Here is a 16,234-nt window from a genome sequence, read left to right on the forward strand (position 1 = left end):
CGAAGTGTCTATGGTCAGTCAGCCCAAACGTTCAACGCCACGTCCGATCGTTCTCACATCTCATCCCGCCAAATTTTCTAAATCGATCGCCATCCACTGGGGCGAAGCCGATCCGATCAAACGCGGTGCAATTATTGGCACACTCACCACGGCTGCCCACCGTAATGTGATCGGAACGCATTCTGGCTCTTATGCCGTCTATCGTGCTCTCGCTGTCGCCAGCGGCAAACTCGATGCCAACCATCGCGCTGATTTAACGAATACGGCTCCGGCTGCCTTGCTTCACGCCCATCCAGCCTGGTCAGATCCCGATAAAATTGTCTCGCTCGACCCTTTTGGGGCAATTGTCGGAGAAGTCTATCGCGATCTCTATGAGCAAGGCTACGACATCAAACCGACGATCGCAATTACCAAAGCGCACATCAACATGCCAGAACTGCAAGACGCGATCGCCAAAGGTCGCCTGCAAGAAGATGGCGAAATCATGAAAAAAGGCGGCGATTTAGTCGTAACTAAAGCCGCGATCGAGCCAGTTTGGTATCTTCCCGGACTGGCAAAACGCCTGCACGTTGAAGAAAGCCTCTTACGTCGCACCTTATTTGAGCAAACGGGCGGCATGTTCCCTGAACTGATTACCCGTCCCGATATCAAAGTCTTCTTGCCCCCAATCGGTGGCATCACCGTCTATATTGTGGGCGATCCTGACGCGATTACTGACCCTAATCGATCGCTTACCGTCCGCGTTCACGACGAATGCAATGGCTCGGATGTCTTCGGGTCTGATATTTGTACCTGTCGTCCTTATCTGGTTCACGGCATCGAAGAATGTGTGCAAACTGCTCAACAAGGTGGCGCAGGCATTATCGTTTATCTGCGTAAGGAAGGACGTGCCCTCGGCGAAGTCACTAAATTCTTGGTTTACAACGCTCGGAAACGTCAAGAAGGCGGCGATCGCGCGGATGCTTACTTCACCCGCACCGAATGTGTGGCAGGCGTTCAGGATATGCGATTCCAAGAACTGATGCCGGATGTGCTGCACTGGTTAGGGATTACGCGCATCGATCGCTTTATTTCGATGAGCGATATGAAACACGATGCTGTGACGCGATCGGGCATTGAAATTGTGACGCGCGTGCCGATTCCAGAAGAATTGATTCCAGCGGATGCAATGGTCGAAATCGAGGCAAAAAAAGCGGCAGGATACTACACCGAAAGTGAAGTGCTCACCGAAGAAGCCTTAGCTGAGATTAAAGGACGAGGACTGAGTGACTAATCGAGTTGAATATTTGCGATCGCCCACCGCGATTCGAGAGCGCTGCAACGAACTCTTCGAGCTAGCCCAGGCTGATCAACTCCCTTATTTTCGAGTCGATCTGACGCAACTTGATGCCGTTGCCGATTACGTGATCGCTGTAATTCGCGAACATTACCCTGATTTGGATGTGCCGTTTCATAGTCGATGGCGACACTTTGAAGTCGGCAATATTCCTCGCGTCCGGCAGCTTGAACAGGCGATCGAATCACGGTCTAAAATCGAGCAAGCAAAAGCAAAATTCGATCTCGTGATTCCGAGCGTGTTGCTTGATGCAGGCGCAGGCGATCGCTGGAAATATCATGAAGCCACGACTCAGAAAACTTGGGCGCGATCCGAAGGTTTAGCGATCGCGTCGTTTGATGCATTCTGCCAAGGTGCTTTCTCGAAGCATCCTTATCAAGCGGATGCAACAGCCCTGAAGCAGATTACACCTGAGCAGATCGGTGCGTTTTTTCAAGTCGGTTCTGAAAATCCTTTGGTTGGCTTGGAAGGACGATCCGCGCTTCTGCAAAAATTGGGACAGACGATCGAACAATCCCCCGATCTGTTTGGTGATGTGCCTCGTCCTGGCAATCTGGTTAATTATCTCATCGCTCACGCTGACCAAGGACAGCTTTCTGCGATCGTTGTGTTGAATGCCGTTCTGATTGGATTGGGTGAAATCTGGTCAGGGAGATTATCGATCGAGGGCGTGAACTTAGGGGACGTGTGGAAACATTCGTCTTTATCAGGGGATCAACTCATTCCGTTTCACAAGCTCTCGCAATGGTTGACCTATTCTCTACTCGAACCCTTGCAAGATTTAGGACTGAAAATCATTGATCTTGATCAAATGACTGGGCTTCCCGAATACCGAAATGGTGGCTTATGTCTCGATCTGGGGCTACTTCAACTCAAAGATCCCAAACTGACAGAGATTCCCCATGCTGCTGATTCCGAGTTGATTGTTGAATGGCGAGCTTTGACCGTGTGTTTACTCGATCGCATTGCTGCCACGATTCGCAACAAACTCGATTTAACGCCTGAATCTCTCCCACTCGTCAAAGTTCTGCAAGGTGGAACCTGGACAGCTGGACGCAAAATTGCCGCTGTTCTTCGCCCTAGTGGAACTCCCCCGATTCAAATTTCTAGTGACGGAACTGTTTTTTGACTATGGCTGAAAATTTAACGATTATCGAGCATCCCTTAGTTCAGCACAAACTTAGTTTGATGCGACGAGAAACGACCAGCACAGCAAAATTTCGATCGCTGATGACCGAAATCAGCATGTTACTGGCTTACGAAGTCACTCGCGACTTACCGCTGCGCTACGAAACGATTCAAACTCCCATGGCTGAAATGGAAGCTCCCGTCTTAGCTGCCGACAAAAAATTAGTCGTCGTCTCGATTATGCGAGCAGGGCAAGGCATCCTCGATGGCATTCTGCAATTAATTCCCTCGGCAAGAGTTGGGCATGTCGGAATCTATCGCGAACCGCATTCGCTTGTGCCGATCGAATATTATTTCAAAGTGCCTGACGATACCGAAGAGCGCGATATGTTGGTCGTTGATCCCATGATGGCAACGGGCAATTCTGCGATCGCTGCTGTCGATCGTCTCAAGCAAACCAATCCTAAATCCATCAAGTTTCTCTGCATTTTGGCAGCCCCGGAAGGAATTCGGCATTTTCAAGAGCATCATCCTGAGATTCCCATCTATACAGCCGCGATCGATCAAGGATTAGATGAGCATGGATATATTATTCCGGGACTTGGGGATGCAGGCGATCGTTTATTCGGCACAAAGTGATATGATAGTAGCGATGCAATTCGGCGGCATCGCCAAGTGGTAAGGCAGAGGTCTGCAAAACCTCCACCCCCAGTTCGAATCTGGGTGCCGCCTTCTTAATAAAATCTGTTCTAGGACGACCAGATCTTTCGCTCTGTGAAAAGCCCCATTATCGACTTGAAGGATGTTCCGGCTATCGTGCAATCTCGTCATCTCGACGATTTTGAGAACCTTTGGCGCGGGATGCTGCTGGAATTAAATGAGGAGGACGCTTTTTGGAGTTGGGCGATGAAAAAGCGCCTCTCAAATAATGACGCTCGCTTTGAAGCCTATGCGATCGAGTACGAAGGACTCACACAAGGGCTGATGTGGCTCGAAACTCAGTGGCATCGTTCCTGGCCGAATCCTATCCATGGACTCGTTTACGTTGAAGCTCTTACCTCTGCCCCCTGGAATCGACAAAATCTAGAAGACCCGCCCTATCTCAAGGGTGTTGGCTCCGCCCTGTTGCTGTTCGCTCGGCAGCGAAGCGTTAGTTTGGGCTATTAGGGGCGCGTCGGCTTGCATTCGTTGCCAGAGGCAGAAGAATTTTACCAGCGTCAGAATATGCCAGACTATGAACAAGATCCAGACAAAGAGGATCTGCGCTATTTTGAATTTGGAGTCATGTGATTCAAGAGCAGGGGTTCCACGATGGATGACCAACGACTACGGCAGCAATACGAAGCAACTGGCAACCTGCTTGATGTGTTGCACGATTCTGAAGTGTTGCAAGAAATGATTGAGGCAGAGGACACTTGTGGTGGCGCGATTGGCGCTGGTTTCTCTGCTTATTCGCTCAATCCTAAACCCGTCGATCCCGCACTTTGGAAACAAGCAATGAAAAAAGTGCGATTACAGTCAATCTTGTTTACTGAGCTTGAGAGTTTGATGCAGGCAGCAAATTTGGGGGGTGGTACAGAAGCTGCCATCACCGAAGCGAGAAGACGAATTCGTCACCAGTTAACCCAACTCAACGAGGAGCAACAAGCATTTTTCGCTGCGTTAGTTGAGGAAGACCAGTCACAACCTGCTGAGTTAATACTTCGTTCTCAAGTTAAATCCAAGCTCTATTCGTTCCTGACTCCGAACGATTGGAGTGCGGTCGGACAAGCTGCAACAGATGCCATTCAAGATCAGTGGTCTGAGTTTATTCAACCCTCCAAAATTGCTTAGGTTGAGAGTATTTTTGTCATGTCTGAGCGCCCCTATGATGTCGTCCTCTACGGTGCGAGTGGGTTTGTTTGTAAACAAACGGTGCAGTACTTTGCCAAATATGTTTCTTCTGAGCAATTACGTTGGGCGATCGCGGGACGAAATCGCCAGAAGCTAGAAGTTGTTCGAGACGAAGTGGGTGTAACGGTGGATGTACTGGTTGCCGACAGTCAGGATCAGTCAGAGATCGATGCGATCTTATCTCAAACACGAGTCATCCTCACTACTGCTGGACCGTTTGCCCTGTACGGCAATACCCTCGTTGATGCCTGTGTTCGGTTCAAAACCCATTATGTCGATATCACCGGAGAAACGCCTTGGGTCAGGACGTTAATCGATCGCTATCATGAGCGCTGAGCGCTCGGCGGTACGCGGATCATTCCTTGCTGTGGGTTTGATTCTGTTCCGTCTGACCTCGGCACTTACTGGGTCGTTCGTCGCTTCCAAAAATTGGGATTGACTTGCAGTATCAGTATTCTGGGACTGTGGCAACCTGAACAGCAGTTCGATTATGCCCTTGCCCAAGGTGGGTTTGAGGGCGAGAGTTATCTCAAAGTCATGGACTGGATTGCGGACAAAGCAGCGGTGACTTTGGCAGAAACAGGATGGTTAACGGTCGTGGTGCAGGACAATTGTAAGATTCACACATGCGAACTCGTCAAACCCCACTGGCAGCGATGGGAGACTCAGGGATTATTGCTATTTTCTCTGCCGCCCTACAGTGCTCATCTCAATCTGATCGAAGGTCAGTGGCATCAACTCAAAGCGCATGAGATTGCGGGACGGATGTTTGAAGACGAGTATGATTTAGCCAAGGCGGTGATCCAAGGCATGGAAGTCCGCAGTCAATTTGGGGGATATGCACTAGAGCGTTTTAAGTTTAATTCCGCCTAGCTACTTAAACGATGCACAATCAGATCGAACAGATCGAACAACAGCGATCGTATTCTGTTGAAGTAGACAAAATCTCCGATCTCTACCCCCTGCGCCCTTTCTATCGGCTTCTATGGCATACGTGCCTCTCAAGTCGTTAGACAAAGCATAAGAAGAGAGGGTGAAATCTCTCTTCTCAACCAGCTATCTGGATTGTTAATCCTTCAGGATAATGCTGCTAATTGCATCGGTCAACTTACCTACACCTGCTTCATCTTGGTTGGGATCATTCTCCCCAAGCTCAAGTGATTGATTCGAGAGGACTGCAATCACTGTTCCTTTTTCAGAATGAACTCGGAGATAAGAATTTGCACCATTCTGAGCACCGCTATGCTGAATCGTTTTGCGCCCTCTCCATAGGTCATCATAAGATTTTTGGGAGAGGAAGGACTGACCAGGAAGTAATCTCATGCCAAATCGAGCAAGATCGACGCTGGAAGTTTCGAGTCCGCCGCCGCCTATTTTCCAACTGATGTTGTCTCGTGTTGAGGGAACGTTTTTGGCAGCAGAACTGGTTTTGTCGCGGTAAAGTGTAGCACGCTCCGGATTTGCTTGAGAAATCAGCTCAGGACGTAAAGTAGAAAGTCCTAATCCTTGAGTAATTTCGCGATCGAAGATGCCTGTAAAAGATTGTTTAGATGCTCCTTCGATTGCCGCGCCTACGACTGTATAAGCATGGGTGCTATAGCAAGTTTTAGCTCCCGGAGAGAACATTAACGGATCATCACGGAACAGTTCAGTCGCTTGAGTTGAAGTGGCGTATTGAGTGTTGCTCGAATCCTTCCATGCTGAATTATTGGGAACTTCGCAATTTTTGCGGTTACTGCCTCGATAGTGCCGAATTCCTGACTGATGTTCTAAAAGTTGGCGAACAGTGTGAGTGTGATGTTGGGGAAGAATGGGCACATAGGTTCGAGTCGGTTTGTCGATCGACAACACATTCTGGTCGTCCAAGCGCAACGTCAAAGCTCTTGTAATGAGTTTCGCCACTGATGCGGTTCGGAAAACTGTGCCAGAGTGAGCAACCTTCTGCTGTTCGATATCTGCATAGCCAAAACCACGAGTGTAGATTAGTTTGCCGTTTTGTACGATCGCGACGCTAATTCCAGGAATATTGAATTGCTTTTGATAGTCTGAAATTGCATTATCAACAGCCTTTTTCGGTTGCCAGGAAAGTTTTTCGCCATTTTGCCGCCAGATGCCTGCATAGCGAGTTCCTTGGGGAGTGTTGTAGGCTTCAAAGTCTACTAAACGGTAGCCTTCATCGGTGTAGGTTTTCCACCAGTTCGCGTATTGATTTGCCGTCATATCGCGTCGAGATGCCCAGGCTCTCCCATTGTTTTTCACCCAAATCGCGGCATATTGTTGCTCACCATTGCGAACGTAGGATTCAAAATCTAGCGATCGATAGCCTTGCTCATTGAGAGACTTAAACTTCTCTGCATAGGCAGATTCAGACATATCACGGAACGCAACCCAGTTTACATTGTCTGTATTCTTGATCCAGATTGCACTGTAGAGCGTTTTACCACCACTGGAGTAGGCTTCTGTATCAATCATGCGGAAGCCTTGATCGCTGTACTGCTTGAAGCGCTTGCCAAATTCTTCTCCGTCAACATTCCGATACGAAACCCATCCTAGATTTCCTTTGTTTTCTTCCCAAACGCCTGCATAGAAACGCTTTCCATTTAAGGTATAAGCTTCTTGATCAATCAGCCGAAATCCTTTGTCTTTGAACTCATTCCAGCGTTTGGAGAACTCTTCGTCAGACAAATCTCGTAAGCTTGCCCAGCCTCTTTGATCTGTATTTTTCTGAAAGATTGCAGCATAATTTGCTTTGCCATTGATTTCATCGACTTCGAGATCAACGACTCGGTATCCTTCTGCTTTTTTCTTGTTGAAGTATTCGTTAAAATCCTTGCTGTCATAGCCTCGAATCGATGCCCAATCAATATTATTTGGATCATCAATCGGGCTTGCTAAGGTCTTACTAGCAAGGGGAAATACAAGACCTAGCATTGTTAAAGTAGCGATCGCAATTCGTTTCATGGTCAGTAACCTTACAGAATCAAAGTGTGTTGTCGAAATGAATAGCCTTCACGATTGTGCAATGTGGAGGATGCAGTCGTCAGGTTGTATCTTGATGGCTAAATGTTTTGCAAAGATACAACCTGATTGCTCATCAAGCTAAACGAGTAGATTTAGAAATCTTGCGAGCTTACTGAGCTAGGGATGATGTAGAGCAACGTTATCAGACTCGTCGGACTCATTGACTAGCAGTGTTGCATCTGCTTTCAAGCGAAATGTTGTATCTTTGAGATCAACATCACTGGGCAAAATTTCACTTGCATTCACGAGAAAGTTAGAGGATTGATGCGGCTTAAACGCGGGAAGCTGCACTTCAAGCATTCGATTGACTTTTACTCCCTTGATTTGAGTAACCGTCAGTCTTAGGTTACTTGGTTTCGCGATCGCATTACCCTGATTGATAATTTGTACTCTAACAGATTGCGGCGCGCGCTCAGAAAACTGATATTCCCTAATTTTCAGATCAGGAAGTTGTTTTTTCAGAATTCCACCTCCGCTAGGGGGCGCAATCTCACCTGGCATACATTCACCGAGAGCAGGATTCAATTCGGGGGGACGGGGAACCCAACCATCGGGGCAACCCGGCTGAGGATTGGGAGTGGCAGCGATCGCGCTAACAGCAGACATTGAGAGAGCAGCGACAGAACTCAAAGCAATTAAAAGATGGCGTTTCATGGTGATTGTCCTCATTCATTAATAGATGGCACAAAGTCTATAGGGCGAACAAATTGTAAATATGCTTGCGCTGGGTGACTTTGTTACTGGCTATTGTCGGCTGAGAATTTGTCGAGTGCCAGGGGAGTAAAATCAGGCTTTTTGGACGGGTTGTACTGGAAAAATCAGATTAAATCAGGAGATGAAAATGATTAGCCGAGTGGGTAATCGTCAAATCCAGAGTGCATATTTAAAATAAGGTCAGCGTAAGAACAGCTATGACAAGAGGGAAACTTGACATGATGGAGCTAGAATCAGAGCTGTTGTGGGCTGACGCTAAAGCGATCGCAGATAATATTGTGTTTCGTGCTTTCAATCAACATTTAAGTGATATTGAAATCAAAGTACTGCAAGCATCGTGGGAAGAACAAACCTATGATGATATGGCAAAAAGCTATGGTTACAGTGCAGAGTACTTGAATAAAGATATTGGCAATAAGCTTTGGAGAAAATTGTCGATCGCGATTGGGGAGCGAGTGACGAAAAAGAACTTTAAGGAAGCTCTGAGAAGATCTCAACCGAGTAGAAGTATTGAAGTTACTCCAAATTTACCGTTTCCAGAAGGAGCAGTGGCATTAGATTCGCCCATGTATGTTGAGCGTACGGGAGTTGAGCTACTCTGCTATGAGACTGTTCTCAATCCTGGAGCATTGATTCGAGTCAAAGCTCCGAATTTAATGGGTAAGACCTCTCTGCTCACTCGAATTTTATCCTATGCAGCGAATCATAATTGTCAAGCTGTGTATCTGGATTTGAGCAGTGTCGATCGCGCAATTTTAACTGATTTAGATAAGTTTCTGCGCTGGCTATGCTGCATGGTGGGTCGGCAGTTGAAACTGAAAAATTGCTTAGATGACTATTGGGATACTGAGATTTTGGGAAGTAATGATAACTGCACAGCTTACTTTGAAGAATATTTACTCCCTCAAATCGATTGTCCGTTAGTTCTCGGTATTGATGAAGTCGATCGATTATTTCCTTATTCTACAGTGGTTGAAGATGTTCTCGGAATGCTCAGAAGTTGGCATGAGAAAGGCAAGATTGTCGATTTATGGAAACGTCTACGATTAGTGATTGCACATTCGACTGAGGCGTATATTCCTTTAGATATCAATCAATCTCTCTTTAATGCAGGAGTTCCGGTAGAATTGTCGGAATTCGATCGAGAACAGATTCAATCTCTGGCACAATTGCATGGACTCAGTTGGAACCCAACACAGGTTGAAGCTTTGATGCAAATGGTAGGCGGACATCCTTATTTAGTGCGTTTATCTTTGTATTATGTTGCAACTGGGAGAGTGACATTAGAACAATTGTTGCAGGAAGCTGCTACAGAGTCAGGAGTTTATAATGCTCATCTGCGGCATTATTTGGAAGTTCTACAGCAGTTACCGCAACTATTGGAAGCATTTAAGACGGTTGTTCTCTCGCCGAATGCGGTGGAACTCGCTTCAATGCAAATTTACAAATTGCATAGTATGGGGTTAGTTCAGAGACGAGGCAATTTTGTTACACCTTGGTGCAATTTGTATCGAGATTACTTTGGTCGAGTGTTGGCTGCTGTATAAAGTCAGGTCATTGAATCAATAGATGGGATAAAGTCGGGTCTTTGCAGAGATCCAACTCAGTGCCAGAAAACTACAGTACATTGATTGAATCAGCATTGGTCTGGTGAGATTATGGCAGAGCAACTTCGACACTACGCATACCAGGTTGGTGGAAGTCTTCCAGCAACAGCAACAAGCTATGTCACACGCGAAGCAGATGCGGAATTTTATCGCGCGCTAAAAGCTGGAGAGTTTTGCTATGTGTTGAACTCTCGTCAAATGGGTAAATCTAGCTTGCGAGTTCAAACGATGCAACGACTGCAAGCCGATGGGGTTACTTGTGCTTTTATTGATTTGACTGGAATCGGGACGCAAGGAGTTACGGCTGAAAAGTGGTATGCGGGAATCGTCAATGCGATCGTCAGTAGTTGCCAATTAGGCAATAAAGTAAATTGGCGAAGCTGGTGGCGATCGCAGCAAGATCTCCTTTCTCCCATTCAGCGACTCAATCTATTCATTGATGAAATTTTGCTGACTGAGATTCGCACTGATATTGTGATTTTTATTGATGAAATCGATCGCGTTCTCAGTCAGGATTTCTCACTTGATGACTTCTTTGCGCTGATTCGATACTTTTACAATTGTCGGGTTGATCATCCTAAATACCATCGGCTCACGTTTGCGCTTTTGGGCGTTGCGACTCCTTCTGATTTGATTGCAGATAAAACGCAAACGCCATTTAATATCGGACGAGCGATCGCACTTCATGGTTTTCAGATTCAAGAAGCTCAAACGCTGGCACAAGGACTGTCTCATCTTGGAAATCCTGAAGCTGCACTAGCAGAAATCCTCGCTTGGACAGGTGGGCAACCTTTTCTCACTCAGAAAATCTGCCAACTTGTGACTCAGCATCCAGAATTTAATTCGATTAGCTGCTTGATTCAAGATCGAATTATTGACAACTGGGAAGCACAGGACGAACCAGAACATTTGAGGACAATTCGCGATCGCTTGTTTCGCAATGAACAGCGAGTCAGCCGCCTTTTAGGAATTTACCAGCAAATCTTACAGCAAGGAGAACTCATCGCAGACAGCAGCTCTGAACAAACAGAACTCCAGCTTTCAGGATTAGTTGTTAAACAGCAAGGTAAATTGCGAGTCTATAACAAGATCTATGCTCAAGTTTTCAATCTAGAGTGGATTGAGAAACAATTCCAGAAATGCCGCCCTTACGTAGAAGCTTTCAATGCGTGGATTGCTTCTGAGTGCCAGGATGAATCGCGATTACTTCGAGGACAAGCCTTAAAAGATGCGCTGGAATGGTCAGAATATCAAGATTTAAGCGTTTTAGACTATCGCTTTCTAGCAGCAAGCCAAGACCTAGAGAAACAAGCAGTTCAACATGCGCTTGCTGTCCAAGCGGAAGAGAGTCAAATTCTCGCGGAAGCAAATCTGACGCTAAACGCTGCTCAGAAGAAAGCGAAACGTACGATCGCGATCGGTTCAGCAATTTTAGGTCTCTCTTTGCTCACGGCTGGTCTGGTTGCTTTCCAAGTTCAGCAAGCACGACATGAATTGAATGAAGCTGAACTGCGGCAACTCAATCTCTCATCTCAAAGAGTTTATGAATCCAGCCCTTTTGAGGCGTTGCTCATGGCAATTCAAGCAGGGCATAAACTTCAAACTTTAGAGCGATCGCAATCGATCAAACCAGAAATCCGGCAACAGATTACTGCGATGCTGCATCAAGCTATCAATGGAGTTCGAGAATACAACCGCTTAGAAGGACATGCGAATGGCATTTTAGAACTCAATTTTAGTCCGAATGGTCAAATCATTGCTTCAGCCAGTGAAGATGGCACAGCAAAACTCTGGGAAGCTCAAACTGGAAAGCTGATACGAACACTAGAACACGCAGATCGCCTCTGGAGTGTTCATTTTAGTTCAGATGGAAAGTTACTGGCTTCCGCGAGTCGAGATGGGGTCGTGAAACTTTGGAACGTTGAAACGGGGGAACTGGTCAAGACCGTAAAGACTGAGCAAGACAATGTAAGAAGTGTGCGATTTAGTCCTGATGGTCAAATGCTCGCTACGAGTAGTTCTGATAAATTGATCAAGCTATGGCGAGTTTCGGATGGACAGCTTTTGCGATCGCTCTCAGGTCATACGGGTTGGGTAACGAGCATCAACTTTAGTCCCGATGGCACATCTCTCGCTTCAGCCAGTGCCGATCGAACGGTGCGATTATGGAATGTGCAGACTGGAAAAGCACGCCTCCAATTGCCGGGTCATCCTGATGTCGTGAGAGCCGTTCATTTCAGCCCAGATGGACAACAGCTTGTTTCAGCGAGTCAAGGCGGATCGGTGCGGTTATGGAAAGTCGCAGATGGTTCGCTGATCAAAGAGATTGATAATTCGAGTTCAGTTTGGAATGTGAGATTTAGTCCCGATGGCAAGTCGATCGTAACAGCCGATTCTGATGGAGCAATCAAGCAACGGAATTTGGTTGACATTCAAGATGAAACGACTCACCCTCAAATTCTCAAAGGGCACTATGGGCGAGTATGGGCATTGAGTTGGAGTCCAGACGGACAATTTTTAGCATCGGGAGGTGTCGATGGAGTCGTCAAGCTTTGGAAGCTACAGGTCAATGAGCCGAAGTCTTTCGAGGTTTCGCAAAAGAATTTGATTAGCGTAAGTCTGAGTCCAGATAGTAAATTTTTTGCAGCAGGTGGAGCAGACCATTCGATTAAGCTTTGGGACGTTGAAACTGGAAGACCGATAAAAGAGTTGAAAGGACATCGAGATGCTGTGAGAAGTGTGCGATTCAGCCCAGATGGAACACAGATTGCTTCTGCGAGTTCCGATCGCACTGTCAAGATTTGGGATGCTAAAACGGGAACAATCGTTCGCAATCTACAGGATGATCATCGTTTTGGTAGTGTTCGGTTTAGTTCTGATGGCAAGCTTTTAGCGACAGGAGGTGGAGACGGTAAGAAGATTAATCTGTGGAATGTTGGAACTGGGCAGCTTGTCAGAACGATTCAAGATGATTCTAAAAAGCGGTGTGGCATTGGAAGCCTTGGCATGAGTGAAGATGGTAAGCGAATCGTAGCCGCTTGTAATCTTTTAACTGCGAGAATTTGGGATGTTGAAACGGGGGCAATGCTCAAAACCTTCGATCGACATAGTAATCAGGTTCTCACCGCCGATTTCAGCATGGATGGTCAGCGACTTGCAACGGGAGGCGATGATAGTCTAATTAAGATTTGGGATATTCAAACGGAATCCGTAATCAATACAATTCGAGGGCATCGTGGAAGTGTCAGACGACTCAAGTTTAGTCCCGATGGCACGATGCTTGCATCGGCAAGTAGTGACCACACGATTAATCTCTGGAAAGTATCCGATGGATCGCTTCTGAGAACCTTAGAAGGACATAGTAATCAGATTCTCAGTCTCAGTTTTAGTGCTGATAGTAAAACATTGGTTTCTGCGGGGTATGACAATACGGTAAAAGTGTGGCGCTTGGATTCAGACCTCGATCGCTTAATGAAGTCAAGCTGTGGCTGGTTCAAAGGATACTTTGCTAACTCTTCAACTCATTTAGAAGCCCGAACTATTTGTCAACGCCTCTAGAGAATTGTTCTCTGAAACCTATTGAGCGATGAACGCCAGCAGTATCTCATCACGGTTAATTGAAAAATATAAGCTACTGCCGCCTAGTCATTCTCGGTTGCAGCAATTTCTGAGGGATAGGCTTTTGCGGCAGTTCTCGATCGCGCCACATAATCAGCGGAATGCTTAATCCACCCAACAGAATCACCGCTCCAGTCATAATCCACACCAGCGATCGATCTGGGCGATAATCACCGCGCTCGATCTGCCAAAAAACTTGGTTATATCGCCAAGCAGCAAGCGCGATCGTCACGATTCCCAAAACCACTAGACTTAGCCCCAAATTTTGCGAATTGAACAAGGGATGAGGGGGCGTATTCTGTTGAGTCAAACTCAGGTTCAACTGGGTGAGAAAAAGCCCAAATCGAGCCAGTGCAAACCCAAAGCCGATCAGTGCAATTGAGGTGCGAAGCCACGCGAGAAAGGTTCGCTCATTCGCTTGATGTTCACGCTGTCGATCGATTTTAGGCTCTTTCATCGCAATATTCACATAGCAAGCTGTGTAGTCTAAAACTTCCGAAGCTCATTTACATCTTGCCGAAGAGGGAAAGTGGGTTGAAGGCATTTTGAATCACCATGACGAATTTTAGTAACTGTTTGTCTTGTTTTGATGAGTAGATTGAGACTGCTGAGAAATTAGCGATCGAGAAAGGGCGAAAACTCTGGAGCTGACCAGCGCAAGGGAAGGCTACCTTCCACCCGATATCCCTGCTCAAGTTTGAAGCGTAACAGTCGCTCTGCTCCTTTATAAGCACGTATCTCAGTCTCTTCCCAAACAACCTCAGCACTTCCTGTCAAGTACATCAAATCACCTTGCTCGAAATCTACAAACACCAATCCTGCGCGAGGATTCAGTTCTAGGTTGCCAAGCGTATTAAAGTGATTGTTGCCAGCAAAATCAGGAATCGTGAGCGTCCGATCGTCATCAATCCTGACAAACCCCGGTTTACCGCCCCGATGGGAAACATCAACACCACTCGCAGATCCTGCGGATTTCGCTTGATAAGCAGTTGCAATAAAGAATGTGTCGGACGCTGTGATCATCGATCGTTCTGATGCTCCAAACTGAATGATCGACTGGACGGGTTTGAGTGCTGTCGGATCAATCTCAGCAAATTGCGATCGACGAACTTGAATATACTGAGGACAATTCCCAAAGCTCTGTCTAACGTGTACCTCAAAGCTATCCTTTCCAGTTGCCGTCACAACTCCGTTTAATCGATTCCGGCGACGAGTTGATAAGTCGATGCCTAGTAATCCAATATCGATGCCATTGGTCAGAGTGGTTGCTAACGGATCGCCAAACAGAGGTTTTGCAGCAATGTGCAAAGTGCGATCGTCGGGAGTGGAGAGAAACCCTGGATTTCCGACCAATATAGAAGCCCAGGGATTGCCTGCTGTATCGACTGTCCCTACAATCACGTAAGGCAATTGAGCAAAGAACTGGCGATGTTGATCGGGAAGAAATTCTCGAATTATCCGCCGCCCTTGTTGATCGATCTGTTCCTGGACTCCCAGACGGGCTTGAATTGCTAATTCGCCTGCATGGAAAGGAGATTCAGTGCGCGTCCAGCCTGAGATTGCCATCGTGTTCCTCCTGTAAGACTTGAGTTGAGCAGCCTATAGCCCAGCCATCGAGATATAACCTGGCAATTGCTTCACCCGATCAATCCAAGCCAGCACATGAGGATAGGCATCCAAATCAATTTTTCCATCTCGTGCCAAGGCAACATAAGGAAACACAGCAATATCAGCGATCGTGGGATGTTCAAACTCTAACCACGTGCGTGTACTTAAGTGCTGATTCAGTTGAGTCAGGATATAGTCTGATTTTTGCTCAGTGCGTTCAATGTTGATGCTCGTCGCGCCGAACAGATGGTAGAGCCTCGCATTTTCTGGTCCCTGACGGACTTCTCCAGCAGTTGTAGATAACCACCGAATCACCTGAGCTAATGGCAACGCATCGAGCGGTAACCATTGTGCATCACCGTACTGTCGCGCTAAATAAACTAAGATTGCCTGAGCATCCGCGAGCTTAACTTCTTGATCAATGAGCAAAGGAACCTGTCCAAAGGAGTTGAGTGCTAGATACTCTGGCGATTTGTGTTCTGCTTTCATCAGATCTACTTTGATCCATTCATACTCAACACTGAGCAGTTCCAGAAAAAGGCGGACTTTGTAGCTGTTGCCAGACATTTCGTGCCCATAGAGCTTAATCATGATTGATCCTCGAAGTGAGAAAGATTTGTACCGTTCGTTCGGTCTAGTCAAACTGTACCGTTCGTTCGGTATAATGTCAATAGCATCTTTCTAAAGTTACTTTTCATACCTAAACCATGCCTAAAGACACTTACATCCCCTGCTTGCTGCAACTGTTTCGGCATTACGGCTACGATGGAGCGACACTGGCGAGGATTTCTGAAGCGACAGGGTTAGGAAAGGCAAGTTTGTATCACCATTTTCCTGGAGGCAAGGATGAGATGGTGCAAGCGGTGATGGATTATTTGGATGCATGGTTGGCAGAGCATGTATTACCGACGTTGCAAGGGGATGATTCTGCTCTGGAAAAACTACAGCGAATGTGCGATCGCTTAAGCGAACTTTATGAAGCGGGTCGCCAGCCTTGTATAACCGCCACGTTGCTCTTAGGGTCAGCGCGCGATCTTTTTCACGATCGTGTTCAAGCTAGATATTCTGCTTGGATTCGTGCAGTGGCACAGGTTTTAGTAGATGCAGGACTGGATTTGACGACAGCTCAGCAGCGCGGAGAAGATATGGTAATTACAATTCAGGGCAGTTTGATTGTGGCGCAAGGGTTGGATAATCCTGAAATCTTTCAGCGATCGCTGAAACAGCTACCACAGCAACTCTGCCAAAATCTAGGCACATGAAGCTTGATGACGATGCGAGATGTTAATTTACGATCCTTGGTGATTCA

General features: G+C 46.7%; 15 protein-coding genes and 1 tRNA gene. 11 read left to right on the forward strand and 5 right to left on the reverse strand.

Annotated features, from left to right (window positions below):
* The first annotated feature begins 10 nt into the window (after positions 1-10).
* From J0L70_RS19790 to J0L70_RS19825, 8 genes are all read left to right on the forward strand, one after another.
* Positions 11-1,273, forward strand: coding sequence for a GTP cyclohydrolase II (locus tag J0L70_RS19790; protein WP_017286155.1), 1,263 nt, complete (start codon positions 11-13; stop codon positions 1,271-1,273).
* A complete protein-coding gene (locus J0L70_RS19795; RefSeq protein WP_287455622.1) occupies positions 1,266-2,465 on the forward strand; it encodes a URC4/urg3 family protein in 1,200 nt (399 codons plus the stop codon). Before J0L70_RS19790 ends, J0L70_RS19795 begins: the two co-directional genes overlap by 8 nt.
* A 2-nt stretch (positions 2,466-2,467) precedes the next feature.
* The gene (upp, locus tag J0L70_RS19800; RefSeq protein WP_017286157.1) at positions 2,468-3,103 is read left to right on the forward strand and encodes a uracil phosphoribosyltransferase; all 636 of its coding nucleotides are present in this window, start codon (positions 2,468-2,470) and stop codon (positions 3,101-3,103) included.
* A 22-nt stretch (positions 3,104-3,125) separates the two neighbouring features.
* A tRNA-Cys gene (locus J0L70_RS19805) sits at positions 3,126-3,196 on the forward strand.
* 42 nt (positions 3,197-3,238) lie between these two features.
* Positions 3,239-3,631, forward strand: a complete 393-nt coding sequence (locus tag J0L70_RS19810; RefSeq protein ID WP_287455623.1) for a hypothetical protein — start codon at positions 3,239-3,241, stop codon at positions 3,629-3,631.
* A gap of 144 nt (positions 3,632-3,775) precedes the next feature.
* Complete coding sequence (locus J0L70_RS19815) at positions 3,776-4,297, forward strand: hypothetical protein (protein ID WP_287455624.1); 522 nt, start codon at positions 3,776-3,778, stop codon at positions 4,295-4,297.
* An 18-nt stretch (positions 4,298-4,315) separates the two neighbouring features.
* Positions 4,316-4,693: a saccharopine dehydrogenase NADP-binding domain-containing protein gene (locus tag J0L70_RS19820; protein WP_287455625.1), complete on the forward strand. Its 378-nt coding sequence runs from the start codon at positions 4,316-4,318 to the stop codon at positions 4,691-4,693.
* A gap of 99 nt (positions 4,694-4,792) precedes the next feature.
* Entirely contained in the window at positions 4,793-5,230 is a 438-nt protein-coding gene (locus J0L70_RS19825; RefSeq protein WP_287455626.1) for a transposase, read from the forward strand.
* 195 nt (positions 5,231-5,425) lie between these two features.
* On the opposite strand, the gene J0L70_RS19830 is transcribed toward J0L70_RS19825, so the two are convergent.
* Together J0L70_RS19830 and J0L70_RS19835 are read right to left on the reverse strand one after the other, a co-directional pair.
* Entirely contained in the window at positions 5,426-7,318 is a 1,893-nt protein-coding gene (locus J0L70_RS19830; RefSeq protein WP_287455627.1) for a serine hydrolase, read from the reverse strand.
* Between the two features lie 177 nt (positions 7,319-7,495).
* Positions 7,496-8,032, reverse strand: a complete 537-nt coding sequence (locus J0L70_RS19835; protein WP_017286163.1) for a CARDB domain-containing protein — start codon at positions 8,030-8,032, stop codon at positions 7,496-7,498.
* Positions 8,033-8,310: 278 nt separating this feature from the next.
* On the opposite strand from J0L70_RS19835, the gene J0L70_RS19840 reads away from it, so the two are divergent.
* Together J0L70_RS19840 and J0L70_RS19845 are read left to right on the forward strand one after the other, a co-directional pair.
* The gene (locus tag J0L70_RS19840; protein WP_287455628.1) at positions 8,311-9,639 is read left to right on the forward strand and encodes an AAA-like domain-containing protein; all 1,329 of its coding nucleotides are present in this window, start codon (positions 8,311-8,313) and stop codon (positions 9,637-9,639) included.
* Positions 9,640-9,750: 111 nt separating this feature from the next.
* On the forward strand, positions 9,751-13,257 hold the full coding sequence (locus J0L70_RS19845) for a WD40 domain-containing protein (RefSeq protein WP_287455629.1): 3,507 nt from the start codon (positions 9,751-9,753) through the stop codon (positions 13,255-13,257).
* A gap of 73 nt (positions 13,258-13,330) precedes the next feature.
* On the opposite strand, the gene J0L70_RS19850 is transcribed toward J0L70_RS19845, so the two are convergent.
* The 3 genes from J0L70_RS19850 to J0L70_RS19860 all read right to left on the reverse strand — a co-directional run bounded on the left by J0L70_RS19850 (position 13,331) and on the right by J0L70_RS19860 (position 15,516).
* Positions 13,331-13,774, reverse strand: a complete 444-nt coding sequence (locus J0L70_RS19850; protein WP_036044364.1) for a YidH family protein — start codon at positions 13,772-13,774, stop codon at positions 13,331-13,333.
* 158 nt (positions 13,775-13,932) lie between these two features.
* A complete protein-coding gene (locus J0L70_RS19855; protein ID WP_287455630.1) occupies positions 13,933-14,883 on the reverse strand; it encodes a pyridoxamine 5'-phosphate oxidase family protein in 951 nt (316 codons plus the stop codon).
* 33 nt (positions 14,884-14,916) lie between these two features.
* Positions 14,917-15,516, reverse strand: coding sequence for a glutathione S-transferase family protein (locus J0L70_RS19860; protein WP_287455631.1), 600 nt, complete (start codon positions 15,514-15,516; stop codon positions 14,917-14,919).
* A gap of 116 nt (positions 15,517-15,632) precedes the next feature.
* On the opposite strand from J0L70_RS19860, the gene J0L70_RS19865 reads away from it, so the two are divergent.
* Entirely contained in the window at positions 15,633-16,187 is a 555-nt protein-coding gene (locus J0L70_RS19865) for a TetR/AcrR family transcriptional regulator (protein ID WP_190652428.1), read from the forward strand.
* Positions 16,188-16,234 lie beyond the last annotated feature (47 nt).

The sequence above is a fragment of the Leptolyngbya sp. UWPOB_LEPTO1 genome, assembly GCF_017302695.1.
Classification (GTDB): domain Bacteria; phylum Cyanobacteriota; class Cyanobacteriia; order Leptolyngbyales; family Leptolyngbyaceae; genus Leptolyngbya; species Leptolyngbya boryana.

Excerpts from the sequence above, each read along its gene's own strand:
- J0L70_RS19835 (WP_017286163.1), bottom strand. The coding sequence starts at position 8,032 with ATGAAACGCCATCTTTTAATTGCTTTGAGTTCTGTCGCTGCTCTCTCA.
- J0L70_RS19855 (WP_287455630.1), bottom strand. The coding sequence starts at position 14,883 with ATGGCAATCTCAGGCTGGACGCGCACTGAATCTCCTTTCCATGCAGGC.
- J0L70_RS19830 (WP_287455627.1), bottom strand. The coding sequence starts at position 7,318 with ATGAAACGAATTGCGATCGCTACTTTAACAATGCTAGGTCTTGTATTT.
- J0L70_RS19845 (WP_287455629.1), top strand. The coding sequence starts at position 9,751 with ATGGCAGAGCAACTTCGACACTACGCATACCAGGTTGGTGGAAGTCTT.
- J0L70_RS19820 (WP_287455625.1), top strand. The coding sequence starts at position 4,316 with ATGTCTGAGCGCCCCTATGATGTCGTCCTCTACGGTGCGAGTGGGTTT.
- J0L70_RS19860 (WP_287455631.1), bottom strand. The coding sequence starts at position 15,516 with ATGATTAAGCTCTATGGGCACGAAATGTCTGGCAACAGCTACAAAGTC.
- J0L70_RS19865 (WP_190652428.1), top strand. The coding sequence starts at position 15,633 with ATGCCTAAAGACACTTACATCCCCTGCTTGCTGCAACTGTTTCGGCAT.
- J0L70_RS19815 (WP_287455624.1), top strand. The coding sequence starts at position 3,776 with ATGGATGACCAACGACTACGGCAGCAATACGAAGCAACTGGCAACCTG.
- upp (WP_017286157.1), top strand. The coding sequence starts at position 2,468 with ATGGCTGAAAATTTAACGATTATCGAGCATCCCTTAGTTCAGCACAAA.
- J0L70_RS19790 (WP_017286155.1), top strand. The coding sequence starts at position 11 with ATGGTCAGTCAGCCCAAACGTTCAACGCCACGTCCGATCGTTCTCACA.
- J0L70_RS19840 (WP_287455628.1), top strand. The coding sequence starts at position 8,311 with ATGATGGAGCTAGAATCAGAGCTGTTGTGGGCTGACGCTAAAGCGATC.
- J0L70_RS19850 (WP_036044364.1), bottom strand. The coding sequence starts at position 13,774 with ATGAAAGAGCCTAAAATCGATCGACAGCGTGAACATCAAGCGAATGAG.